This window comes from Agrobacterium sp. (assembly GCF_032092815.1).
Lineage (GTDB): Bacteria > Pseudomonadota > Alphaproteobacteria > Rhizobiales > Rhizobiaceae > Agrobacterium.
This window is the reverse complement of the sequence record NZ_DAMDBP010000010.1, coordinates 90,002-112,849: the sequence shown is the minus strand read 5'-3', so window position 1 is coordinate 112,849 and position 22,848 is coordinate 90,002. Positions and strand designations below refer to the sequence as shown.

The following is a 22,848-nucleotide window of genomic DNA, read 5'->3' as shown; positions in this document are numbered from 1 at the left end:
GTTGAGGAAGGTTCGATGACGGTTATTCGAGGTGATGAAGATATCCGCACCGGACTTGCTGCTTTGCTTGAGCTTGATCCGTCGCTCAGTCTGGTTGCCAGTGGCTGCGGTCCGGTGCCGTTGCGCCTCAGTGAACCGGGATTTGCCGGATTGGCCAGCATCGTCGTTTCGCAGATGGTGTCGCGCGCCAGCGCGGACGCCATCTGGGGGAGGATCGTGAAGGGCGCTGATCTACTGACGGCTGAAAATTATCTTGCCATCGATCCGGAGATTTCTGCCGGGTTTGGTCTGTCGCGGGCCAAGGCGCAAACCCTATTGCGTATTGCAACTGCCGTTGCCGAAGGCGAGCTTGATCTTGAAGCGCTCAGCAAAAAGGAAGCAGCGACTGCGATGGCCGAATTGACTGCCGTCAAAGGTGTCGGGCCTTGGACGGCGCAGGTCTATCTGATGTTTTGTGGCGGGCATGCTGATATTTTTCCAGCCGGTGATGTCGCCTTGCAGGCGGCGGTTGCCCATGCGCTTGCTCTGGAGGCGCGCCCAACGACTTCGCAGCTTGCAACACTGGCAGAAAAATGGTCGCCATGGCGTTCGGTCGCTGCCCGGCTTTTCTGGGCACATTACGCCGTGATCACGCGGCGCGAAGCACTGCCGATCGCCTGAAATATGCCTTTCTTTCGGCGCTAAATTTATAGGCTTCACAATACTGTAACAACGGACCTAATATACACAATGCAGATGCCGAATCGATCAGGAGAAGCCCTTGACGATTGCAGTCTCCCCACAGGCTTTACCGGCGCTCGTTCTGAACGCTGATTATAGGCCACTGAGTTATTATCCCTTGTCGCTCTGGTCATGGCAGGACGCGATCAAGGCGGTTTTTCTAGATCGTGTGAATATCATAGCAGAGTATGATCACTCGGTATCATCCCCGAGTTTTTCGATACGATTGCCGAGTGTCATAAGCCTCAAAACCTATGTGCAACCGGCCAGAAATCCAGCCTTCACCCGCTTCAATGTTTTCCTGCGCGACAAGTTCCAATGCCAGTATTGCGGTTCCCATGACGATCTGACCTTCGATCATGTGATACCGCGGGCACATGGCGGCGAAACCACATGGCTAAATGTCGTGGCGGCTTGCTCCCCATGCAACCTGAGAAAAGGCAGTAAACTGCCCAAACAGGCTGGCATGCTACCGCATCAGAAACCATACCAGCCAACCGTGCAGGACCTGCACAATAATGGGCGGCTTTTCCCGCCCAATTACCTGCATGAAAGCTGGATGGACTATCTTTACTGGGATACCGAGCTTCAGCCTTGATGAAGCCGGTTTCCGGTCAGATTTTCTTGCGTGTCGCGCCGTAAAAGGCGATTGCGGCAAGGACGATGCTCGCGATCACGTTCCAGCCTGCAAAGGACAGGCCAAGCACCCGCAGCGCAGCGCTGTTGCAGGATGGTGCCTTGACGGCATTGAGGTCATTCAGCAGGCTGCCAGCATTGGTGGTGATAGATGGCGCTCCGGTGGAGCAGGTAATCGGACCTTCCCAGAAACTCCATTCCACGCCGGAGTGGTAAACACCCATGCCGGCGCCAATCACCATGGCGATGCCGATCAGCACTAGAAGTATCTTGACGATCCTGGATGGCAGTTTCAGCAGGCTGGCGATAATGGCCAGGATGCCGAGCGGTATAGCGTAATAATAGGGGTCGCGTTGCAGAAGGCAGAGTGCGCAGGGCGTGTAACCGCCAATGTGCTGGAAACCGAGTGCTGAGCCCACGGTAAAGATCATGCCTGCGGTAACCAGAACGGAAGATACGGTAAGGCCGGATTGCGCGGATTGTGTCTGTGCCATGAATTTCACTCTTGCTTCGGTATCTGTGGGATAAATGCCCACGCATGAGACAGGAAAGGAAGGGAGAGAGGGTGCCGTCCTGCCCGGCATTACGTTGTAACCTGTAATCCACTGCAGGCTGAAATGTAAATGCGGCGATTGTTCTGCCCGGTCTCGTGCTCAAGCAAAGTTTCGTGAATTGCTGATTTTTGCAAAAACCGGTTGACCGGAACCAGTTCCTTCGTATAGTCCGGCGCCATACCACAGGACTTTGCTCCTGTTTGCCCCTTTGGCGGAATTGGTAGACGCGCCTGACTCAAAATCAGGTTCCGAGAGGAGTGCTGGTTCGATTCCGGCAAGGGGCACCAAAAACTTTCCCGCATCATTGAAAATATCATGCTGTAACGCATTTTTGGCGTGCGTTTCTGCGGCGCATTTGGGTCTGCATAATAACAGCGCCGCTTCAGTCTGATGCGACCCACTTTATCACCGTCTCCTGACGTTACCCGTAAGCCGTGCTTGCTGCCGGTGCTTGAGTGCATCTGATGGCGTCTCATCCTTTGGTCTAATCCATGAATGTTGCAATGCAGCATAAACTTGCGCACCGCAGCAATCCGGGTGTATAGCCGTGATATGGCGCGGCAAAATATCGCATCTCCTACCTCCCGCGCGCCTCATCTCCAGATAATTACGAATTGGAGTTACTGTGAATAAGATGACATCAAGTCCGACTGGTGCTCCAGTTCTGGACCAGAAAACCCGTTTGAAATCGATTGTTGGTGGCTCTGCAGGCAACCTCGTCGAATGGTATGACTGGTACGTCTATTCGGCCTTTACTTTGTATTTTGCGCCGATCTTTTTTCCGTCCGGCAACCAGACTGCTGAGTTGTTGAGTGCTGCGGCGGTTTTTGCCGTTGGCTTTCTGATGCGCCCGATCGGCGCTTGGTTCATGGGAACCTACGCGGACCGCAAAGGCCGCAAGGCAGGTCTTACGCTCTCCGTCACGCTGATGTGTCTCGGATCTCTTCTGATTGCCATTACTCCCGGCCACGAAACCATCGGCATTGCCGCGCCTGCCATTCTGGTGTTTGCGCGTTTGCTGCAGGGTATCAGCGTTGGCGGTGAATATGGTGCAAGCGCCACTTACCTCAGCGAGATGGCTGGCAAGAACCGCCGTGGTTTCTTCTCCAGCTTCCAATATGTCACGCTGATTTCCGGTCAGTTGCTGGCGCTCGCCGTTCTGCTGGTGTTGCAGCGGATTCTGACGCCGGAGCAGCTGAGTGCCTGGGGCTGGCGCATTCCATTTCTGATTGGCGGTTTCCTGGCCATTGCGGTGTTCTACATTCGCCGAGGTCTGGTTGAGACGCAGTCGTTTGAAAACACCAAGACGGACACGGCAGAAAAGCCGAAGTCCAGTGGTTGGGCGCTTTTCCGTCACTATCCGCGCGAAGCGCTGATGGTTATGGCCTTGACCTCCGGTGGCACGCTGGCCTTCTATGCCTACACGACCTATCTCCAAAAATTTCTCGTCAACACCTCAGGCTTCAGCAAGGAAAGTGCGACAGAGATTACCACAGCAGCGCTGTTCGTTTTCATGCTTTTCCAGCCGATTGCCGGTGCACTTTCCGACAAGATTGGCCGTAAGCCTTTGATGGTCGCGTTCGGCGTGCTCGGTCTTCTGTGCACCTACCCTATCTTCTCGACACTGGCTGTAACGACAAATGCCTTTGCCGCATTCGCTCTGGTGCTGGCAGGCCTGTTGATCGTGACTGGTTACACCTCGATCAATGCCGTTGTTAAGGCGGAGCTTTTCCCGGCGCACATCCGTGCCCTTGGCGTTGCACTTCCTTATGCGCTTGCCAACACGGTCTTTGGTGGTACGGCAGAATTTGTGGCCCTGAAGTTCAAGCAGATCGGCCATGAAGAATGGTTCTTCTGGTATGTCACGATCATGATTGGCTTGTCGTTGATCGTTTACATCCGCATGCGCGACACCAAGCATGCGAGCAATATCCACGAGGATTGATCGTGGCGCTCTCACTCTAGATTTAAAGCCTCGCATCGTCTGTCGATGCGGGGCTTTTTTGTCTCACCTCATTTTTGTGCCACGCCTCAGTTTGTCTGGGCGTTGCGCACCACACGCCAGTCGGGTTTGCCGAGGTTGTGCGGCCATGGATGGACGTCCTTGTCGTTGAAATAGACGACTTCCTCCAGCTTGGGAAACTCGCTGGTTTTCAGCGTCACGTCGTTCATCCAGGGTTTGATATAGGCATCATTGCCCTCATAACCCAGTTCGGCGACCCATATCGGCTTGTTGTATTTTTCCACCAAACCGTAACCCTTCTTGAGCGACTGTCCGAAGGTCCATGCGCCGCCATGTTCGATCTTGTCAAAGTCCTCAAGACCAAAGACAGACAGTCCGACGAGATCGACGTAATTATCGCCGGGATAGTAGGCTTGCAGGCCGTCCTCACCTTTTGGCGACCACATGATCTTGGCATTAGGTGCTTCCTTGCGCACGATATCCATCATCTTGCGATAGGCGGTTATATAATCATTCGGTGCCCAGCCGGACCATGAGAAGCGGCCTGATTTGTCTTCCATTTCCTGGCCCCAGCGAATGGTGACAGGGCTTTTCATCTGTGAAACCATGCGCGCAATGGCGTGCATGTTTTCATTGTAACCGCCTTGCAGGATTTTGCGTCGCAACTCATCTGAGGTCAGCCGCCAGCTCACGTCCCACGACCATGGTTCGACGGTTATCAGCACGTTGCGATTGCGTTCCATCGCATAGGCATCGGCTGTTTTCAGGCTTTCCAGATCCACATCTTCCCAAGGCAGGAACAGGTGTTCGGTGGCAACGCCCTGTTGCTGGCCGAAATCGCCATGCGGATCATAGGCGCCGAACTTGATGCCATCGGCATGCAGTGTCGGGCGTTTATCCGTTATGGAACGCAAGGTGGCTGCAGTCATGCCAGCCGCATTTTGTGCTTGTGACTGGACCACCGGATAGGCCGCGGCGGTACACAGGATTGCTATAGCCGCTGCGGACAGGAATTTTTTGCTCAGCTTTTTCATGGCTTTTCTCCTCTCCAACTATTTTTTGACTGACATGGTTTGTTTGGCCGCCAACGCCTGAACAGTTACGCTGTCGGTCTTCACAAGTTTCGAAAATTCATCGCTTGCTCTGGGTTTGGCACTGCGGAACACGTACCAATCGCCCTTCGGCAAACGCTTCTGGTAGATCACCTTGCCAAGCCTGCCATGGGAAAAACATGTTCTTGCCTTGGCAGACATGCCGTCTGTGGTCCAGGTGGCCTTCATGCACATCTTGCCGAGGTTATCGACCGACCAGGTGCCTTCACCGATGGACTTTTTGCCGTTTTCTTCGGTCATGGCAGTGAAGCGGCGGCCTTCAGAATCGAACCGTCCGCCCCCCGATGGCCAGCGCCAGGTTTTGTCCTTGTACATATCCACCACTTCAGATGCGCTCAGAAGCTGCGGAGATTTTTTGACTTCCTTAACGGCAAATGCGGTATGTGGTGCCAGCATGCTCAGGCTTAGCAGAAGGACTGGAAGCCTGAAGTTTTTGATTATTTTTGTCATGACAGTCTTCCTTTCAGTAGGGTTCCATCATGTCCGGTCGTTGCCTGCATGATGATTCCATAGTTGGGCTGCGCAGGCCCGGGCTTTACCTGCACGTCCAGTTCGGGTTGCACGCCATGCCATTTTACCCGGAATTTCATTTTGATGGTTTTGGTGCCGCCGACGCCTGCACCGGATGCGTTGAAGCGTGTTTCAGTAAAGCTGACATAGGGTTGCCCATGAGACAGGGCTTCCAGTCCGCCGAGACCGTGGGTGTTCAACTGCACCACACCACCAGCGATGATGGCGACCGATGACACGGTTGCCAGCGCATTGCCCCAGGTGCGGGGAAATATAGACAGGCTGTTTTCTGATGCGTGACGGAACATCAAAAGCAGAACGAGGAAGGCATAAACCGTAACGTTCATGGCGGCGAAAATATAGAAACCCTGCGTGCTACGGCTATCTGGTGCCAAATACATGACAAGGGCGGTAAAGGCAGCCAAGGCGATATAGGGAGCCATGATGCGGATTGGCAGGCTGCCGACTTTTGCTCCACCTTTCGGTGTGATGCGGAAGTCTACAAAAGAACCCGTGATCCGGTCACGCACGGCAATCAGACAGCCCGCGAGCGACCAGGGCCAACGCAGAAACAGAAAGGCAAATGTTTCCCAGCAGAACGGCCGGGCATCATGTGGTCTGAATGTTCCGGTTGCGCGCCAGAAGAAGGTGAACACCGTCAACATCAGGATCGATGGTAGAAAATGCAGCATGAATTCGGGATAGCTGACATTGACCAAGGGATGACCTGCCATAAGCGCAATGACTGGCATAGCAAACATCATGGCCATGACGAGGGAAAATAACGGGTACCAAATCTGCGAAAACAGAAACTGGAATTTCAGCTTCGCAGGCAGGGCCGGCACATAGTCCTTCGAATATTGCAGCAGGATGGTCACCAGGCTGCGCGACCATTGAAATTCCTGCACGGCCAAGTCCGTAAAGGTTGATGGACCATCGCCATGGGCAATGGCGTTGAGCGCATGCACGCCACGCCATCCACCGGCATTCATCAGCAGGGTCGTTGAGTGGTCCTCGGCCAGTTCCGGGCCCAGCCCACCAACCTCACGCAGGGCTTGGGTGCGCACGGCATAGTGTGAGCCAATGCATAGCGGTGCCCAGCCGTTGTTATATCCCGTCTGGAAAGCGCCATGCAGTCCGGCTTCGACATAAAGCCTGCCGCGTGCTGCCCAACTTTCATCGGCATTGGCATCACAGATGCTGGGGGCCGATACGTAACCGACCGCAGGATCGGCAAAGGGTTTCAGGATTTCGTAGAGGTAGGTGTTTTCCGGTACATGATCGGCATCGAATTGCGCAACGAAGTCATAACGATCATAGCCGTAATGGTCGTAAAAATAGGCGAGGTTGCCTTCCTTGCAGCGCGTGCGGCGGGGCCATTTGGGGCGGTGATAGGCTTCCACGCCCTTGCGGGTGGAAATCAGCACGCCATGTTCACCACACCAGCGTCTGGTTTCCGCTGACGGATCTTCATCCGCCAGCCAGACATCGTAATCGATCGGGATTTTCTGCTCGAGCATGGCCAGCATGGTTTTTCTGACCACCGAAAACGGTTCCGACGGTGCCTTGGTGACAACCATGGCAACACGCCCCTGCGGCAGGGGGGCATCTTGCTTCACCACTTTGGCGTTGAGGAAGATCAACACGAAATAGGCGGGCAAGATGGTGACGTAAAACACCGAGATGCTGACCGCGATGAAATAGGGCATCGAGAGCATGTGGTCGGTGTCGAGCCACCAGCCCCAGAAATAGACCAGCGTGACCAGCCACCCGGCAATGCCGAGCAGATAGGCAATGCGGTTCCACCCGGTGAAAACCCGATCGAACAGGGTGTCGGACACCTTGGCATGGGTTCTGCGCGTTGCCTTAGGTGTCAGAGCGGGAGTGTCGAACTGTGTGGTGCTCATTTGCTGGCCTCCAGTCCGAATGTGGGTGCCGCAGTGCGGATGATGGTTTCGATGTCGGAGCGTGATGGCGTAAAACCAAGCACGGCCTTGGCGCGACCAATATCGGCAAACAGTGAAGGGGGATCACCGGCACGACGCGGGCCGTAATGAACCGGCACCTTTTGCCCGGTTACGCGGTGAATGGCGCCGACGATTTCCGCAACAGATGCGCCTTGGCCGGAACCGAGATTGACGCGCAATGTTTCACCGCCGCCGTAAAGATAACGAATGGCGGCGAGGTGGGCGTCGGCGAGATCGCTAACATGGATATAGTCACGTATGCAGGTTCCATCCTGGGTATCATAATCATTGCCGAACACATCCAGTTGCGAAACCTTCCGGGCTGCTGCCAGAAGCGCACGTGGTACCAGATGGGTTTCCGGTTCATGCCGTTCCGACAATTCGCCTTCCGGATCGGCACCTGCAGCATTGAAATAACGCAAGGCGACAAAACGCATGCCATATGCGGCGGCGTAATCTTCAAGCGCCATTTCAAAAATCAGCTTGGTGCGGCCGTAGGGATTGACGGGGATCTGCGGCGTTTCCTCGCGGATTGGCAAGGTCTCGGGAATGCCATAGGTGGCGCAGCTGCTGGAAAACACCAGACCTTCGACATGGTGATCCATGCAGGCTTCAAGCAGTGTCAGGCTGCCAGCCACATTGTTGCGGTAATATTTGCGCGGGTCAGTGACCGATTCACCAACATAGGCATTGGCCGCGCAATGGATGACATAAGACGGCGCGAACTCGGAAAGTGTTGCCCGCAACATGCTGTGATCTGCGATGTCGGCCGTGATTAACGGCCCCCATCGCACTGCATCACTGTGGCCGGTGGACAGGTTGTCATAAGCAACCGGCACCATGCCGGAAAGCGATAGAGCCTTGCAGATGTGGCTTCCTATGAAGCCAGCTCCGCCGGTGACGAGGATGTAGCGGGCCATGTCATACAGCCTCCACCACTTTTTCGCTGCTCAGCAACGCGTCGAAGTAACGAATGGTCTTTTCCAAACCCCGTTCCAGATTGACGCGTGGCTGCCATTTCAATTCCTGCCTGGCGCGGGAAATGTCCGGTCTGCGCTGCTGCGGGTCGTCGACTGCAGCGGGCAGGTGAACAACGCGTGACTTGGAATTGGTCATGGCAATAACGATATCAGCCAGCTGTCGGACCGGAATTTCTGCCGGGTTGCCAATGTTGATCGGGCCACAGCAGTCCGGGCTTTTAACTGCGAAACGCAGGAAGCCTTCGATCAGGTCGTCAACGTAACAGAAGGACCGAGTTTGTTTGCCATCGCCATAGATGGTGATGTCCTGGTTCTGCAGCGCCTGAACAATGAAGTTGGAGACAACGCGGCCATCGTCGCGGCGCATGCGCGGACCATAGGTGTTGAAGATCCGGCCGACCTTGATATCGACGCCGAAACTGCGGTGATAATCAAAGAACAGCGTTTCTGCGCTGCGCTTTCCTTCATCATAGCAGGCACGTGGGCCGATCGGGTTGACGTTGCCGAAATAGCTTTCGGGCTGCGGATTGATATGCGGGTCGCCATAGACCTCTGAAGTCGAGGACTGGACAACGGTTGCACCGGTGCGGCGGGCCAGCTCCAGCACATTCAACGCCCCGATCACATTGGTCAGCAGGGTCCCGACAGGATCGCGCTGGTAATCGGGTGGGGATGCAGGGGACGCGAAATTGAAGATGATCGAGACATCCAGGTCATAGGGATGACGGACATCATGTTCCATCACCGTCAGGCGGCTGTTGGACATCAGATGTTCAATGTTGGTAAGCCTGCCGGTGGAGAAATCGTCGAGGCAAATAACCTCATGGCCAGCTTGCAGCAACCTTTCGGACAGATGTGAACCGAGAAAACCTGCACCGCCGTTGACCAGCACACGAAGACCTGGCTTCCAGTTCGAGTAAATGTTGATGTTTGAATCACTGTCATCGGGAACGAACTTACGCATTACACACACTCCTTCCCACGTGGAAACAACAGTGCTGTTTCCTTGTAGTTGTGTCGCTCGTTTTAATTTGTGAAATTTCGGCGGATTATTACTTGTTGTTGTCGCCCGCCTGTACTTTGAGTCCCAGCCTTTTTTGTTGTTTTAAGGCGATCATATTGTGTTGTTGCTTCACGTCAACGTAAAATTGCTGAAATATTACAATTGATTACACTGATAATACGGTGATTAATCCTTTTGTGCACATATTTTTAACCATGCCTACATTATGCCTTTCTTATCAAGCATTGGCGTAAGCCTCACTCAATCGAATGAGGTTAAGGTGACATGTGTGCCGAAGCTGGAAGCGGCTACGAGGCATGCTGGCCACCGGGAGCGGTTGTGTGTGGTGTGACGTGCTTACCTTGGTCAGAGGTGCATGAGTTCAAATATCAACATGATTGTGTTTGACGGGATGTTTGTCCGCAAACGCATCGCAGCCGGTCGCAAATTGCGACACAGGGGACACATATGTCTGTTATTCATTCAAACCAGGCGGCGGCGCTAAAGCGCGCGCGTTTTTGCAAGATGGCGTGTTCTATTGCCGTTATCGCTTTTTCTGTCGCGTCATGTTCTGCTGTTGAGGGAACGCTGTTTGGTGAAACGGCCGCCTTGAAGGCTCCTAACCAAGTCAGCCAGCGCGTCACGGCGCCGAAGAAGTCCTACGGTTATCAAAGGACATCCGCAAATCTCGTCGTCGCCAGCGTTGAAGCCGACAAGGCACCAGTTGCCGTTGCCAGGGTCGATGACCTTGGTTCGTCGCCTTATACGTGTTCTCCAAGCGGCTTTGGGCAAAAGGCCCGCTGCTATCTGCGTTAAGGCCTGCCAGCAGCGATCTCTATTTGCTGAAACGATGTGATCGCAGTAAGGTTTGTGATGACCTCGTGCAAAGGCAGCAATGGTTTTGCACGAGGTAGATCAGTTTTTCCAATCGGTGTGCGCCATCTCGGACTGATCGAATGCAAAGAAACGGGACGCCGCCTCGGTGCGGTTGCGAACATGCATCTTTTTATAGATGTTCCTGACATGCACCTTCACGGTGTTTTCTGACAGATTAAGCTTGTCCGCAATGATCTTGTTCTGCGTACCCTTGCATAACAGATCCAGAATCTGCACTTCACGGGTCGTCAAGCCATTGAAATCGTGATGATGTTGTTTGGACGTTGAAGCCAGGGCGCCTGGTCCGCCGACATGAGGCACGGCGCCGGTTGGTGTCTTGGTTTCAACCAGGCGACCAAGCAGCGCAGAAGGAAAATGCTCCCCGCCTTTTATCAACAGATCAACCGCTGCCATAAACACATCCAGCCGCAGGCTGATTGGCAGTACGCCGTCGATGATACGTGTCTCAACCAATTGCTTGAGGTACGCTTCGAGCATGCCGACGGCATCAATGACGAGGCCAATGGACGCCGAAGGGTGTTTTTCCCGGATATTGGTCAGTGCGTCCTGCAATTGCTGGCCGCCGATCCGATAAAGGAGAACCAGCTTCACATCGGAATCGTACTCGTCCTGGATAGCCTGTGGTTGGCTGATGCTCACGACGTTACACATCGGGAACTTTTTGCCGAGTGCCTCCACGAGGCATTCGGAAAACAGGTCCGCGTCCGCGATCAAAAGTAATGTTTGATCAGTTACTATGGTTTTATTTATGCGGTCTGGCTGTGTATTTCTCGATGATACCATGAACATTTATGCCTCCCTGAGCGTTACGCATTTTTTACTTTTTTCTTATGGTTTTTCTTCCGAATCTGCTAATTGATGCATGTCCATTCTTATTAATCACTTGTTAATTATGCTAATATGAAAACTTCATTAAATAAATGACCCGAAATGATTAGGGCATTAAAATTTTGTAAACGTGATTAACGTCCAGATATTGCATGATTTTTTGATTTTTACCAAGTCATCATCGGAAATTGGAAATTCAAGGTTTGATGTAATTGATATTTAAAATTATGGGTTGTATTTTCTGTGGATTGTTAGTTTTACGTTTAAGGTGAATGCTTTTGAATAGTTTTTAGGCGGCGTAATTTTATTTCTGAGTGCGTGCAGGCCAAATTTTTTCATCTGCCAGGCTCCGTCGCAAAGTATTATCTGTTTTGTTGTATTTAAATACCAAGTTAATTAGGTCAATCGGTTCCAAAATCACGTTGCTGGAAGAATAGTGATTGTGATGGTTTCGGAACCCATTTGCGTTTCACCGAGACCAGGATTCTGGCTCTTATACTTTCTACGATTGGCGCATGCCCACAGTGTGTCTCGGCAGTGGTTCATTGCAGGGCCGTTGGTGGCATATTTGTTGGTGCAATGCGCGATAGGGCGCGCAGTCGCGTTTAATTTGTTTGTTACTTGTAAATTTTGGTTGTTTTCATTTTTCGTTATGCGATGATTTACAAAAGAAATTACGGTCTGTGGAAGCATGGATTCGTGGTAAATTTGTAAAATCGGTACGGCAGCATGAAGTTTGAAACCAATAGATTGATGATCGTTGCGGATGATTTGACCGGTGCGCTGGATTCAGCGGCGCCGTTTGCCGCTCACGGTTATTCCGTCGTGGTCGTTACGGATCAGTCCGCATTGGCTGAGGCTGTCGCCAGTGGGGCTGATGTGGTTGCTGTGACCACGCGCAGCCGCGAGATTGAACCGCAGGAGGCGGCCGATCGGGTGGCTCTCGCGCAAAAGGAGCTGGACAGCCGAATGGGCCTGTTCAAAAAGGTTGACTCCCGACTGAAAGGTAATGTCGAGGCGGAAATTTCGGCGCTGCGGTTTGATCGGGCTGTGGTCTTGCCGGCCATTCCCGAATTCGGGCGTGTCGTGACCAATGGCATGATCAGTGGCTTTGGTGTGGAAGCACCGATCCCGGTTGCCGAAAGACTGGGTGCAGTGGCGGAAAAATCCGTCATTCCCGACACCAGTTCGGTGGAAGCCATGCAGGCAGCGCTTGGCCTGTTGCAGGAACATGATCTACTGGTCGGTGCCTTGTCGCTGGCCAATGCACTGGCAGCACAATCCGGTCGTCCAAGACAGGACAGTGTCAATATTCCGCCGGCCAAGCTGTTGATTGCCATCGGTTCGCGCGATCCGATTACCGTGTCACAGGTCGATAGCGTGAGGAATGCAGATTTGCCGCTGCATTACATTGCCGCTCCGGGCGGAGCCATGACGGATGGCGATGCTTCCGCTCCTGTTTCATCACCTCTGGTGGTTGTTCAGGCAGTGGAAAGTGCATCACCGGTGACCTCTGTCGAGGTTGCGGATAATCTGGCGGCGTCTGTTGCTGCCATAGATGCCGGTTATGATGCCCTGCTTTTGTCTGGCGGCGCGTCCGCGGAAGCCTATTTCGACAGTCAAGGCATTCGCATCATGACCCTACTTGGTGAGATCCTGCCAGGTTTACCGGTGGCAAAATATGGCGACCGGTATTTCATCACCAAGTCGGGCGGGTTCGGCAATGCTGATACGCTTGTGCAGGTGGCTGATATGGTTCTGGGACATGAGGGTGTGAAATAATGCGGACAGTGGAGCAGATTTCACATCGGAAAAGCCTGAGCGAGGTGGTGTTTGAGCGGCTGAAACACGCCATCAAGTCAGGTGCCTACCAAAGTGATGAAAGATTGCCGACCGAACACGAATTGGCGGCGGAGTTTGAGGTTTCGCGTCCAGTGGTGCGAGATGCTCTCAAGAAATTGCGTGATCTCGGTCTGGTTTATTCACGCCAGGGTGCTGGCAGTTTCGTGCGCATTCAGGGCGTCAAACAGCCGTTGGGTTTCGGGCCACTTGAAAATATCGCCGATCTGCAGAACTGTTATGAGTTTCGCATTACCGTGGAGCCGGAGGCTGCGGCCTGTGCAGCTGAACGGCACAGTGATACGCAAATCCGGGTCATTCGTCTGGCACTTGAAGCATTGCAGGATGCAACGAGCCGCCAGCGCCACCGCGAAGATGCGGACTTCATGTTCCACCTGTCGATCGCGCAGGCCTCGGGCAACACATATTTCTCAACAGCGATGGAAGCCCTGAAAGATCACATTGCCATTGGTATGCAGTTCCATGGTCTTTCGCTTAAAAACTCGACCAGTGGTTTGCGACATGTGTTTGATGAACATGCTGCCATTTATGAAGCCATCCGTACACGGGATGCCGATCTGGCCAGAAATCTGATGCGCCAGCATCTGCGTGGCTCACGCGACCGGTTGTTTGAAGGTCGCAGACCGGAACTTGCCCAAGGGGCATAAGTTTATTGTTTTGTGCTTTGTATATGAAAACCCCGGCTTTTGGCCGGGGTTTCTGTTCACAGGTCTGTGATGTTCAGTGTCTGTACGCGCCGGTTTCAGAAGGCGGCGTTGTAGATTGCCAGCACATCTTCAGGCGACATGTCGCGTGGATTGTTGTCCATCAATCGACGGATTGCATGCGCTTCATCGGCCCAGCTTTGTAGATGTTGCTGTTCTGCGCCATGGGCTGAAAGCTTCATTTCCACACCAAGCGCCTTGCAGAAACCATAGGCTGCGGTGAGCACCGCTGCCGGGTCCTTGGAGATGGCGAGGCCGAGTGCGTCGAGAACTTCGGCGGTTTTTTCAGTACGGACCGGCACGTTATAGGCCAGCACATGCGGGAAGATGATGGCGTTGGCGAGCCCATGCGGCAGGCCAAGCCGGGTGCCAAGCGGATAGGCCAGTGCATGGCCTGCTGCGGTGTTAACCGGGCCCAAGCAGATGCCGCCGTAATAGGAGGCCAGCATCATGCCGGCGCGCGCTTCGGTGTCCTTGCCGTTTTCCACGGCGCGCGCCAGATATTTGCCGACCAGCTGGATGCCCATGCGCGCATAACCATCAATCAGGTCATGGGCGCGAATATTGGTGAAGGCCTCCACACAGTGCGCCATGGCATCAATGCCGGTGGCGGCCGTTACCGCTGGCGGTACTGACCATGTCAATTCCGGGTCGAGAATGGCGATATCAGCCAGCAGGTGGGGGCTTTCCACCGCCTTTTTGGAGTGGCTGACACTGTCGGTAATCAGGGCGCGGATGCCGGCTTCAGATCCTGTGCCGGCGGTGGTTGCCACCTGTGCCAGCGCAGTGTTACGGCCTGCCACCTTGTTAGGGCCAACAACGTCATCCAAGGTCTGCTGACCGTCCCATAGAGCGGCAACGAGCTTGGCGACATCGAGAACCGAACCGCCACCAAGGCCGACCACCAGATCGGGCTGTATGCTGCGTGCCATTTCAATGGCGGCATTGAGCGCCTTGTCATCCGGTTCGGGCGGAATGTCCGAAAACACGGTGATTGCGCCGGTCAGCTTCAAGCGGTCGACAAAACCAAGCGTATGTTCGGTGGCAATCACCAGAATGCGGGATGCGCCACTGGCCCATTCGCCCAGCTTGGCAGAGGCGCCGGCGCCTATCTCAAGGCGCTTGGGTTGATGCAGGGTGATCGGTCGTGCCATTCCATTCATGGCGGTTCTCCCTTAGAGCATTTCCCGGAAAAGTGGCTAGCGGTTTTCCGTCAGGAAATGCGACAAAACAAAGAGTTAGAGCGATTGTGAGGGTCTAAAAGAACCGAAATCGCTCTAAGCCTTCTCAAGCGCATCCATGCGCGCCCAGACATCTGCCCGTTCGGTTTCAGACAATTCGATCAGCGGCGGGTTCACGCGCAGCCAGCCATTGTCGCCACGTCGTTTGGCAACCATGGTCTTGACCGTGGGAAGCTGCACATAGGCATTGGTCAGTTCGCGCCAGGCGACAATCTTGTCCTGTGCGGCTTTGACGGCTGCTTCCTGACCCGGGACATTCCAGTTGTCGAAAACGAAGCGAAGTTCAGCGGCGACAAGATTGGAGCTGGCGGTAATGCAGCCTGCACCACCGGCTTGAATCAGCGGCAGAAGCAGCGGGTCGGCACCGGCAAGCACGCCAAAGTCAGGGAATGCGGCAATCATTGCCTTCATGTTTTCCAGATCGCCTGCACTGTCCTTGATGCCGACGACAACGCCTGGATAATCCTTGCGCAGGCGGGCAATCACCTCATGCGGAATGGCAACGCCCGATACCTGCGGAATGTGGTAGAGCACCACTTTCAGGCGGTCGTCTTTTACGCCTTCGATGACCTGTGCGTAGGCGCGGTAGATGCCTTCAGCGCTGACGCCCTTGTAATAGAAGGGTGGCAACAGCACGACGCCACGGACGCCGGCCTGAACGGCATGGCGTGTCATTTCAATGGTGTCGGCAATGGCGGTCTGGGCAGTTCCAGGCAGCAGTTTTTCTGCCGCAACGCCGCCGGAAATCGCCTTTTCCAGAATGTCCATGCGCTGTTTCAGGCCAAAGGAATTTGCCTCGCCGGTGGTGCCAAGTAGCGCTACACCGTCACAGCCTTCTTCCAGCAATGCCTTGCAATGGGCGGTGAACAGGCGGAAATCTGGATTACCATCGGCGGCAACGGGGGTGGTTGCTGCGCAATAAACGCCGCTGAATTCAAACTTTGCCATGTGCATTCTTCCCGGCTATCAGCTCGCGCGCATAGGCGATGGCTGCGTTCATGTTGACGTGATTGGCCTTGCCGGTTCCGGCAATGTCGAAAGCCGTGCCATGGTCGACGGAGGTGCGGTCAATCGGCAGGCCGACGGAGACGTTGACGGCGGTGTCGAAGGCCACCAGCTTGATCGGGATGTGACCCTGATCGTGATACTGGGCAATCACCAGATCAAATCCACCCTGATAGGCGCGGTGGAACACGGTATCGGCCGAGATTGCGCCGTAGACATCGATGCCTTCGGCACGTGCCTGCGCAACAGCCGGCGCGATGAATTCATCGTCTTCAGTGCCGAACAGGCCGTTTTCACCGCAATGCGGGTTGATGCCAGCGACAGCAATCTTTGGCTTGGTATAACCAATGCGTTTCAGGTGGTCGTTGCCAGCCTTGATGGTGGCGAGAATACGCTCCGGCTTGGCGCGGTTGATGGCATCCTTCAACGACACATGGGTCGAGACGTGGATCACCTTCAGGCGGTCGGATGCCAGCAACATGAACGCGGATTTGGATCCTGTCAGCGACGTCAGCATACCGGTATGGCCGTCATAATGGTGGCCGGCAGAGTTGAGGGCTTCCTTGTTGATTGGCGCGGTGACGATGCAGCCGATCTTGCCAGCCATCGAATCTTTCACGGCGGTATCAATGAAGCGGAACGACGCATCGCCAGAAATGGCGCTGAGCTTGCCCCAGGCAACCGGGGCACCCTCTACTTCGACATCAACAACAAGGCCAGTCAGGTCGAGATCAATGCCAAGCACTGTTTTGGCGGCTTCAAGCTGCTTGAGGTTGCCATAGACCCGCGTATTGGCGCGGTCCTCAGTGCTCATCTCGGCCAGTGCCTTGATGGTGATCTCCGGGCCAACGCCGGCGGGATCGCCCATGGTTATTCCAACGAGTGTGCTCATGCGGTTTCTCCGTCGATCCAGCCCCTGTTCAGCCGGACATATTTGATGGCCCTGCGGTGGTAGGTATAGGCAAGATGCAAATCGCCCTGATCGTCTTCCACCATGGCCGGGTAGGACATTTCCTTGTTGTGGCCGTCAATCGAATTGTTGGACAGGCAGGCGCCGGATCCATCTTCCACGATGCGACGGATCGGGAATTTATGGCCTTCATCGGTCGACACGCAAAGTGTGACCGGTGTGCGCGGCACGCCCCAGATCGGCACGATGCCGCCTTCAGCATTCGGGCGATCATCCTGTTCTTCCAGTTCGTCGTAGAGCGATGCACGGCGCTGCGAATATTCGGCTGCTGACACGGGGTTACAAAGCAGTGCAACGCGGCCATCCCTCAAACGAATGGCGGCAATCGACGAGTTGTTGTTGGGCACGTCGGTGGCGGAAGGAACTGACCAGCTTCTGCCGCCATCAAGGCTTTCGGTGCGATACACGAAGTCCGCCTGCCTGCGGCGGAAGAAGGCCACCATCTTGTTGTTGTCGAGCGGAACAATCGTCATGTGCACACAGCCATAGCTGTCCGGCACGTCGGTCACGCTCCATGTGGCACCCTTGTCGGTGCTGACAGCCACGGCTGCGGTATCATGGGTGCCGGTCCAGCGTGCGCCGGGGCGGGGATTGCACAGGAACAGTGGCAGCATCCATGCGCCGTCGTCGCGCACCACGATGGTGGCGCGAATGAAGGTGCCGGACGCAAGGCCGATGTCGCGTGGCGCGCCAGCGCTAAGAGTGCCGTCAAATGACACTTTCCTTGCAATCACCCGGCTCTCATCCTGGTTACCGGAGGGCTGTGCGGTGTGAAACAGGCTGATTTCGCCGTCCGGTTCAACAAATAGCATCGGGTTCTGCTCAGAGCGGTTCGGGTCATCACTGAGTTGATGCGCTTGCGACCACTGTTTGCTGCCCTGTGCCAATGTCGAGACATGGATGGAAATGTCGGATTTTCCTTCCAGCGTGCCACCAAACCATGCGCAGGCCAAAGTGCCATCTGGCAGGAAACGCAGAAATGCTGCGTGGTTCTGTATTTTGGGTGATGGCAAAAATGCCTGTGTCAGCCCGCCCGAGGATGCGGCGATGCGCCCATCCATGCTGGCGGCTATGTCTTCCGGTGTCACGCCTGCATCCTCCCTATGATGCTTTTTCATCCCCATCATTGCCGATTTTGATATGTTGTCAAGTTATGACGAATGTAAAATTTGACGAATAATGATGTTTTTCATAAAAAATATTGTTTAATATCAGATATTTATTTTGTCAGAAAAATTCTTCTTCAAACATTAATGTGCGAAGAATTGACAACTTGATGTGATTGCGGCAAGCTTGTTGTCAGTGAATGTGGGAGCATCCACAGGGAGAAATCATGGTTACGGCTGATGTTCAGCGAAATGATCGCACCATTATGGTGGCTTCATGCTACGTCGCCCTTGCTGCGGCGCTGGCCGCTGCTGATGCTGCCGTTATTCGTCTGCTTGCAGGCGAGGTGCACCCTTTTGTCATTGGTTTTTTCAGAAGTGTGTTCGGGCTGGCCGTTATCCTTCCGTTGATTGCCACCCGCCCGCAAATTCTGAAGTCAGGTTACAGGTTTCAGCATGTCAGCCGTGCCGCTCTGAAACTGGCGGCGCTGGTTTGTTATTTTGTGGCTTTTGCTGCCGCACCTCTTGCTGATGCAATGGCAATCATGTTCATGACGCCGATCTTCCTGATGGTTGGTGCATGGCTATGGTTGGGCGAAACCTTCAACCTGATGAAGCTGTTCGCTGTGGTGAGTGGCTTTCTGGGAGCGTTGATCATCATTCAACCAGGTGCGGCAGGCACTGTTGCCCCGGCCTTGTTGTTTGCGCTGGGAGGTTCGGCGCTGCAGGCGCTGGTGCAACTGATGCTTAAACGCATGTCGGACAAGGATAATTCGGAAACACTCGTGGCGTGGAACCTGATCGTCACAGTTCCCTTGGCCGCTATTCCGGCTTTTTTCTTCTGGTCGACCCCTGATCTCAGGGAGTTTTGCCTGCTTGCCCTGCAGGGCGTGATGGGTGCGGCCAACATGACGCTGATGACAAAGGCATTCAGCATGGCGGAGGCGTCCCATATCGCGCCGATGGATTTCCTGCGTCTGCCATTCGTTGCTGTCATGGCCTGGGTTTTGTTCGGCGAGGTCGCAGGCTTTTCAACCTGGATCGGTGCTGCAGTGATTTTCCTGTCCACGCTGGCCGTGGCGGGAGGAGGGCGCCTCAAACGGCGTGCGCAGGCTGCGGCCGAGCGCGATATCTAGCTTAAAATTCGTAACGGCATTTGCAGCGCAGCCGTCAGCGGACAATCGCAAGGTGCTGCATCAAAGGGAGGAACAGATGAAAGGCAAACGGATTTTGCTCGGTATGTTGATGGCCACGTCGGTCGTCACCACCGGTTATGCGCAGGGCGCAAAGGACGTCACGGTCGTTCTGGACGAGGAGGTCGATCTGGTCGAACCGTGCATGGCCACGCGTTCGAACATTGGTCGTATCATTTTGCAGAACGTGTCGGAAACCCTGACCGAACTGGATGTGCGCAACAACAAGGGTCTGATGCCGCGCCTGGCGGAAAAATGGGAAGAGAGCCAGCCGGGAACCTGGCGTTTCCATCTGCGCAAGGATGCGAAATTCTCGGACGGATCTGCGTTCGATGCGGCTGATGTGAAGCACTCCATCGAGCGCGCCATGAGCGACAAGATTTCCTGCGAAACACCGCGTTATTTCGGCGATACCAAGATTGAAGCCAAGGTGGTGGATGATAACACCATCGACATTACAGCAACGCCGGCCCAGCCAATTCTGCCACTGCTGATGACGCTGGTCACCATCGTGCCATCTGAAACACCGATCGAATTCACCCGCGAACCAATCGGTACCGGCCCTTACAAGCTGGCGGAATGGAAAGCCGGCCAGAGCATCACGCTTGAGCGTCGCGCTGACTACTGGGGTACTGCTCCAGCCGTTGAAAAAGCAACCTACGTGTTCCGCGCCGATCCTGCCGTTCGTGCAGCGATGGTTGCAGCCGGTGAAGCTGATCTCGCAACCAATATTTCGGAGCTTGATGCCACCGATCCGAAGATGGATTTCAGCTACCTGAACTCAGAAACCTTCTACATGCGCGTGGATACATCCATCAAACCGCTTGACGACGTACGCGTTCGCAAGGCGCTGAACATGGCGCTCGATCGTGACGCCTTCATTGGCACGTTGTTGCCGAAGGGTGCGGTCAAGGCTGTTGCCATGGTGCCTCCAAGCACAGTTGGCTGGAACCCGGATGTGAAGCCGCTGCCGTTTGACCCGGAAGGTGCCAAGAAACTGCTGGAAGAAGCCAAGGCTGATGGTGTTGCCGTTGATACGCCAATTACCATTGTTGGCCGGACCAACAACTTCCCGAACGTTGTTGAAGTTCTGGAAGCTGCGCAGCAGATGTTTGAGGCTGTCGGTTTCAAAACCAAGCTGCAAATGTATGAAGTGGCCGAATTCGAAAAGCAGTATTCAAAGCCCTATCCAGAAAGCCGTGGTCCTCAGCTGGTTGCTGCCCAGCACGACAATTCACGCGGCGATCCGGTGTTTTCCATGTACTTCAAATATGACAGCAAGGGCCGTCAGTCCGGTATCTCCGACCCGAAGGTCGACCAGATGATTGCTGATGCCACCGCTGCAACTGGCGACAAGCGTACGGAAGACTGGAAAAAGCTTATTGCCTATCTCTACAATGACGTCGTTGCAGATGTGATGATGTTCCACATGGTTGGTTTCGCCCGCGTCAATCCGCGCATCGATTTCACGCCGACCATTGCAACAAACTCGCAGCTTCAATTGTCTGAAATCGGCTTCAAATAAGCCTTTCCACAACCTCAGGAAAGGCGAAGAATTGTCTTCGCCTTTCTGCTTCTTTCTGGAGTAGACGCGATGGGAAAAAAGATATTCACGCGCATCGTGGCGAGCTTCTTTTCGCTGGTCACGCTTATCGTTATCGTGTTCTTCCTGTCTCGCCTGACAGGTGATCCGGCAGCCTTGTTCCTGCCGATCGATGCCAGTCAGGAAATGCTGGACAAGTTCCGCGAATTGCATGGGCTGAACGATCCGCTGATCGAACAATTCGCCAGATATGTGCGTGATGTCATGCAGCTTGATTTCGGTGAATCGATCCGCAAGGCACGTCCGGCCATCGATGTGGTGCTGGAAGCCTTCACCTGGACCCTGCAGCTTGCGCTCATCACCATTACGCTGGTAACTGTTGCTGCCATCGTCATCGGTTCGCTAGCTGCATTTCGCCCCGGCGGTGTGTTTGACCGCTTCGTGTCGCTCCTGTCTCTAATCGGTGCATCGGCGCCCGATTTCTGGATAGCCATTGTCGGTATCGTGGTGTTTTCCGTTTCGCTCGGCTGGGTACCAACCTCTGGTACAGGCACCGTCTGGCACTGGATATTGCCGATTGCCGTCCTGTTCATTCGCCCCTTTGGCTTGATTTTGCAGGTGGTGCGCGGCTCCATGCTGACGGCTTTTGGCTCGGCCTACGTCAAGACGGCGCGCGCCAAGGGTGTCGGCAACCGCTCCATCATTTTCGTGCATACGCTGCGCAATGCCATGTTGCCGGTTATCACTGTTATCGGTGACCAGGCTGCTGCCATGCTGAACGGTGCGGTGATTGTTGAAACGATTTTCGGTTTCCCCGGTGTCGGCAAGCTGATGATCGATTCCATCCTGCAACGTGACTTCAACGTCATCCTTGCCGCGATCATGGTCACGGCACTCGCCATCTTCATCATGAACCTGCTGATCGACATCGTCTACAGCGTGCTCGATCCTCGTTTGCGGACCTGAAGGCCATGTCCATGACCAATACTCTTCCAAACGTAGAGGCTGTTTCAGCCAAACCTCGCAACAAGGCAATGGTGCTGCTGGGCATGTTGTGGCGTGACAAGTTCGCGTTCTTTGCTGCGTTGTTCCTGATCCTCGCGACATTGTGCGCGATCTTCGGTCCGATGCTGCTCAGAGATGCTGCCGTTGCGCAGAACCTGCGGGCCCGCAATCTGCCACCGTTTTCGCTGGAAAATGGCTGGCTGCTGTTTCTGGGCGCGGATGCGCTTGGCCGTTCGCTGCTGGCGCGTATCGTTGTTGCGGCCCAGAATACGCTGATGATCGCGGCGGCTGCTGTAATCTGCTCCAGCGTGATCGGCGCGCTCCTCGGGCTGGTTGCCGGTTATTCCTCACCACGCGTCTCGAACATCATCATGCGGCTGGCAGATGTCATCATGTCGTTTCCGTCGCTGCTTCTGGCGGTGATCGTGCTTTACATGCTGGCGCCTTCGGTGGGTAATATTGTCATCGTTCTGGCCATCACCCGTATCCCGATCTATCTGCGCACCACGCGTGCCGAAGTGCTGGAAATTCGCCAGCGCATGTTCGTGCAGGCCGCACAGGTAATGGGCGCCTCGTCGATGCGCATCGTGTTTAGGCACATTTTGCCGATGGTTATTCCGACACTGGTAACCATTGCGACACTGGATTTCGCCTTTGTCATGCTGGCGGAATCGTCTCTATCGTTCCTTGGCATTGGCATCCAGCCACCCGAGGTAACCTGGGGCCTGATGGTGGCACAGGGCAAACAATATCTGACCAATGCCTGGTGGCTGGCCTTCTGGCCGGGCCTGGCAATCATTTTCACCACCCTGTCGCTCAATCTCCTGTCCAACTGGATGCGCATCGTGCTTGACCCTGTGCAACGCTGGAGACTTGAAATCGGAGGCAAGAAAAATGGCTGAACATTTGCTTGAAGTTCGCAATCTCTCCGTCCAGTTTCATACGGCAGCCGGTACCGTACAGGCGGTGCGCAACATAAGCTGGCATCTGGACCGCGGTGAAACGCTCGCCATTCTCGGTGAAAGCGGATCGGGCAAATCGGTTTCCGCAT

Annotated in this window: 22 protein-coding genes and 1 tRNA gene; 12 read left to right on the top strand and 11 right to left on the bottom strand. The window is 54.6% G+C overall.

Translation table 11 applies throughout. From position 1 onward, the window contains the following. The first annotated feature begins 15 nt into the window (after nucleotides 1–15). A complete protein-coding gene (locus tag RT613_RS08310) occupies nucleotides 16–660 on the top strand; it encodes a DNA-3-methyladenine glycosylase (protein ID WP_313614466.1) in 645 nt (214 codons plus the stop codon). A gap of 100 nt (nucleotides 661–760) precedes the next feature. Next, the gene (locus RT613_RS08305) at nucleotides 761–1,318 is read left to right on the top strand and encodes an HNH endonuclease (RefSeq protein ID WP_313614464.1); all 558 of its coding nucleotides are present in this window, start codon (nucleotides 761–763) and stop codon (nucleotides 1,316–1,318) included. 16 nt (nucleotides 1,319–1,334) lie between these two features. Here RT613_RS08305 and RT613_RS08300 read toward each other — a convergent pair whose 3' ends face one another. Then, on the bottom strand, nucleotides 1,335–1,850 hold the full coding sequence (locus RT613_RS08300; protein WP_313614462.1) for a disulfide bond formation protein B: 516 nt from the start codon (nucleotides 1,848–1,850) through the stop codon (nucleotides 1,335–1,337). Nucleotides 1,851–2,112: 262 nt separating this feature from the next. Here RT613_RS08300 and RT613_RS08295 point away from each other — a divergent pair. Then, nucleotides 2,113–2,197, top strand: a tRNA-Leu gene (locus RT613_RS08295). Between the two features lie 347 nt (nucleotides 2,198–2,544). After that, nucleotides 2,545–3,855, top strand: a complete 1,311-nt coding sequence (locus tag RT613_RS08290; RefSeq protein ID WP_313614566.1) for an MFS transporter — start codon at nucleotides 2,545–2,547, stop codon at nucleotides 3,853–3,855. Between the two features lie 86 nt (nucleotides 3,856–3,941). Here RT613_RS08290 and RT613_RS08285 read toward each other — a convergent pair whose 3' ends face one another. From RT613_RS08285 to RT613_RS08265, 5 genes are read right to left on the bottom strand one after another with little or no spacing between them, the layout of a single operon-like run. Beyond that, entirely contained in the window at nucleotides 3,942–4,907 is a 966-nt protein-coding gene (locus RT613_RS08285) for a glycoside hydrolase family 26 protein (RefSeq protein ID WP_313614461.1), read from the bottom strand. Nucleotides 4,908–4,925: 18 nt separating this feature from the next. Further along, complete coding sequence (locus RT613_RS08280; RefSeq protein WP_313614459.1) at nucleotides 4,926–5,435, bottom strand: DUF995 domain-containing protein; 510 nt, start codon at nucleotides 5,433–5,435, stop codon at nucleotides 4,926–4,928. After that, nucleotides 5,432–7,402 carry a glycosyltransferase family 2 protein gene (locus RT613_RS08275; protein WP_313614457.1) on the bottom strand — a complete coding sequence of 657 codons (1,971 nt, stop codon included), beginning with the start codon at nucleotides 7,400–7,402 and terminating at the stop codon, nucleotides 5,432–5,434. Before RT613_RS08275 ends, RT613_RS08280 begins: the two co-directional genes overlap by 4 nt. Then, nucleotides 7,399–8,382 carry a UDP-glucose 4-epimerase GalE gene (galE, locus tag RT613_RS08270; protein ID WP_313614456.1) on the bottom strand — a complete coding sequence of 328 codons (984 nt, stop codon included), beginning with the start codon at nucleotides 8,380–8,382 and terminating at the stop codon, nucleotides 7,399–7,401. Before galE ends, RT613_RS08275 begins: the two co-directional genes overlap by 4 nt. 1 nt (nucleotide 8,383) lies before the next feature. Further along, nucleotides 8,384–9,406: a UDP-glucuronic acid decarboxylase family protein gene (locus tag RT613_RS08265; RefSeq protein WP_313614454.1), complete on the bottom strand. Its 1,023-nt coding sequence runs from the start codon at nucleotides 9,404–9,406 to the stop codon at nucleotides 8,384–8,386. A 507-nt stretch (nucleotides 9,407–9,913) separates the two neighbouring features. Here RT613_RS08265 and RT613_RS08260 point away from each other — a divergent pair. Then, the gene (locus RT613_RS08260; protein WP_313614452.1) at nucleotides 9,914–10,261 is read left to right on the top strand and encodes a hypothetical protein; all 348 of its coding nucleotides are present in this window, start codon (nucleotides 9,914–9,916) and stop codon (nucleotides 10,259–10,261) included. 99 nt (nucleotides 10,262–10,360) lie between these two features. On the opposite strand, the gene RT613_RS08255 is transcribed toward RT613_RS08260, so the two are convergent. Continuing rightward, nucleotides 10,361–11,131: a LuxR C-terminal-related transcriptional regulator gene (locus RT613_RS08255; RefSeq protein WP_409558785.1), complete on the bottom strand. Its 771-nt coding sequence runs from the start codon at nucleotides 11,129–11,131 to the stop codon at nucleotides 10,361–10,363. A gap of 768 nt (nucleotides 11,132–11,899) precedes the next feature. Here RT613_RS08255 and RT613_RS08250 point away from each other — a divergent pair. Together RT613_RS08250 and RT613_RS08245 are read left to right on the top strand one after the other, a co-directional pair. Then, nucleotides 11,900–12,952 carry a four-carbon acid sugar kinase family protein gene (locus tag RT613_RS08250; protein ID WP_313614450.1) on the top strand — a complete coding sequence of 351 codons (1,053 nt, stop codon included), beginning with the start codon at nucleotides 11,900–11,902 and terminating at the stop codon, nucleotides 12,950–12,952. Next, nucleotides 12,952–13,677 carry a FadR/GntR family transcriptional regulator gene (locus RT613_RS08245; protein ID WP_313614449.1) on the top strand — a complete coding sequence of 242 codons (726 nt, stop codon included), beginning with the start codon at nucleotides 12,952–12,954 and terminating at the stop codon, nucleotides 13,675–13,677. The genes RT613_RS08250 and RT613_RS08245 overlap by 1 nt, the downstream gene beginning before the upstream one ends. A 95-nt stretch (nucleotides 13,678–13,772) precedes the next feature. On the opposite strand, the gene RT613_RS08240 is transcribed toward RT613_RS08245, so the two are convergent. The 4 genes from RT613_RS08240 to RT613_RS08225 form a co-directional block, all read right to left on the bottom strand. Then, on the bottom strand, nucleotides 13,773–14,897 hold the full coding sequence (locus RT613_RS08240; protein WP_313614447.1) for an iron-containing alcohol dehydrogenase: 1,125 nt from the start codon (nucleotides 14,895–14,897) through the stop codon (nucleotides 13,773–13,775). A 114-nt stretch (nucleotides 14,898–15,011) separates the two neighbouring features. Next, nucleotides 15,012–15,923 carry a dihydrodipicolinate synthase family protein gene (locus tag RT613_RS08235; protein WP_313614446.1) on the bottom strand — a complete coding sequence of 304 codons (912 nt, stop codon included), beginning with the start codon at nucleotides 15,921–15,923 and terminating at the stop codon, nucleotides 15,012–15,014. Beyond that, on the bottom strand, nucleotides 15,910–16,872 hold the full coding sequence (gene pdxA, locus RT613_RS08230) for a 4-hydroxythreonine-4-phosphate dehydrogenase PdxA (RefSeq protein ID WP_313614444.1): 963 nt from the start codon (nucleotides 16,870–16,872) through the stop codon (nucleotides 15,910–15,912). Before pdxA ends, RT613_RS08235 begins: the two co-directional genes overlap by 14 nt. Further along, complete coding sequence (locus RT613_RS08225; protein ID WP_313614563.1) at nucleotides 16,869–18,038, bottom strand: sialidase family protein; 1,170 nt, start codon at nucleotides 18,036–18,038, stop codon at nucleotides 16,869–16,871. Before RT613_RS08225 ends, pdxA begins: the two co-directional genes overlap by 4 nt. A 245-nt stretch (nucleotides 18,039–18,283) precedes the next feature. Between RT613_RS08225 and RT613_RS08220 the strand changes: the two genes are divergently transcribed. The 5 genes from RT613_RS08220 to RT613_RS08200 all read left to right on the top strand — a co-directional run. Further along, nucleotides 18,284–19,192, top strand: coding sequence for a DMT family transporter (locus tag RT613_RS08220; RefSeq protein WP_313614443.1), 909 nt, complete (start codon nucleotides 18,284–18,286; stop codon nucleotides 19,190–19,192). A gap of 76 nt (nucleotides 19,193–19,268) precedes the next feature. Then, nucleotides 19,269–20,774 (top strand): ABC transporter substrate-binding protein, encoded by a 1,506-nt coding sequence (locus RT613_RS08215; protein WP_313614442.1) that lies wholly within the window; start codon nucleotides 19,269–19,271, stop codon nucleotides 20,772–20,774. 69 nt (nucleotides 20,775–20,843) lie between these two features. Beyond that, on the top strand, nucleotides 20,844–21,758 hold the full coding sequence (locus RT613_RS08210) for an ABC transporter permease (RefSeq protein WP_313614441.1): 915 nt from the start codon (nucleotides 20,844–20,846) through the stop codon (nucleotides 21,756–21,758). A gap of 68 nt (nucleotides 21,759–21,826) precedes the next feature. Next, a complete protein-coding gene (locus RT613_RS08205; protein WP_313614561.1) occupies nucleotides 21,827–22,699 on the top strand; it encodes an ABC transporter permease in 873 nt (290 codons plus the stop codon). Continuing rightward, the coding region (locus RT613_RS08200; protein ID WP_409558788.1) for an ATP-binding cassette domain-containing protein at nucleotides 22,692–22,848 on the top strand (157 nt) is incomplete at its 3' end. The genes RT613_RS08205 and RT613_RS08200, both read left to right, overlap by 8 nt.

Bases quoted from the DNA above. Each gene is read 5' to 3' on its own strand.
- RT613_RS08255 (WP_409558785.1), bottom strand. From the start codon at position 11,131: ATGTTCATGGTATCATCGAGAAATACACAGCCAGACCGCATAAATAAA.
- RT613_RS08215 (WP_313614442.1), top strand. From the start codon at position 19,269: ATGAAAGGCAAACGGATTTTGCTCGGTATGTTGATGGCCACGTCGGTC.
- RT613_RS08250 (WP_313614450.1), top strand. From the start codon at position 11,900: ATGAAGTTTGAAACCAATAGATTGATGATCGTTGCGGATGATTTGACC.
- RT613_RS08235 (WP_313614446.1), bottom strand. From the start codon at position 15,923: ATGGCAAAGTTTGAATTCAGCGGCGTTTATTGCGCAGCAACCACCCCC.
- RT613_RS08310 (WP_313614466.1), top strand. From the start codon at position 16: ATGACGGTTATTCGAGGTGATGAAGATATCCGCACCGGACTTGCTGCT.
- RT613_RS08290 (WP_313614566.1), top strand. From the start codon at position 2,545: ATGACATCAAGTCCGACTGGTGCTCCAGTTCTGGACCAGAAAACCCGT.
- RT613_RS08265 (WP_313614454.1), bottom strand. From the start codon at position 9,406: ATGCGTAAGTTCGTTCCCGATGACAGTGATTCAAACATCAACATTTAC.
- RT613_RS08245 (WP_313614449.1), top strand. From the start codon at position 12,952: ATGCGGACAGTGGAGCAGATTTCACATCGGAAAAGCCTGAGCGAGGTG.
- RT613_RS08205 (WP_313614561.1), top strand. From the start codon at position 21,827: ATGGTGCTGCTGGGCATGTTGTGGCGTGACAAGTTCGCGTTCTTTGCT.
- RT613_RS08210 (WP_313614441.1), top strand. From the start codon at position 20,844: ATGGGAAAAAAGATATTCACGCGCATCGTGGCGAGCTTCTTTTCGCTG.
- RT613_RS08240 (WP_313614447.1), bottom strand. From the start codon at position 14,897: ATGAATGGAATGGCACGACCGATCACCCTGCATCAACCCAAGCGCCTT.
- RT613_RS08260 (WP_313614452.1), top strand. From the start codon at position 9,914: ATGTCTGTTATTCATTCAAACCAGGCGGCGGCGCTAAAGCGCGCGCGT.
- RT613_RS08300 (WP_313614462.1), bottom strand. From the start codon at position 1,850: ATGGCACAGACACAATCCGCGCAATCCGGCCTTACCGTATCTTCCGTT.
- galE (WP_313614456.1), bottom strand. From the start codon at position 8,382: ATGGCCCGCTACATCCTCGTCACCGGCGGAGCTGGCTTCATAGGAAGC.
- RT613_RS08220 (WP_313614443.1), top strand. From the start codon at position 18,284: ATGGTTACGGCTGATGTTCAGCGAAATGATCGCACCATTATGGTGGCT.
- pdxA (WP_313614444.1), bottom strand. From the start codon at position 16,872: ATGAGCACACTCGTTGGAATAACCATGGGCGATCCCGCCGGCGTTGGC.
- RT613_RS08275 (WP_313614457.1), bottom strand. From the start codon at position 7,402: ATGAGCACCACACAGTTCGACACTCCCGCTCTGACACCTAAGGCAACG.
- RT613_RS08280 (WP_313614459.1), bottom strand. From the start codon at position 5,435: ATGACAAAAATAATCAAAAACTTCAGGCTTCCAGTCCTTCTGCTAAGC.
- RT613_RS08285 (WP_313614461.1), bottom strand. From the start codon at position 4,907: ATGAAAAAGCTGAGCAAAAAATTCCTGTCCGCAGCGGCTATAGCAATC.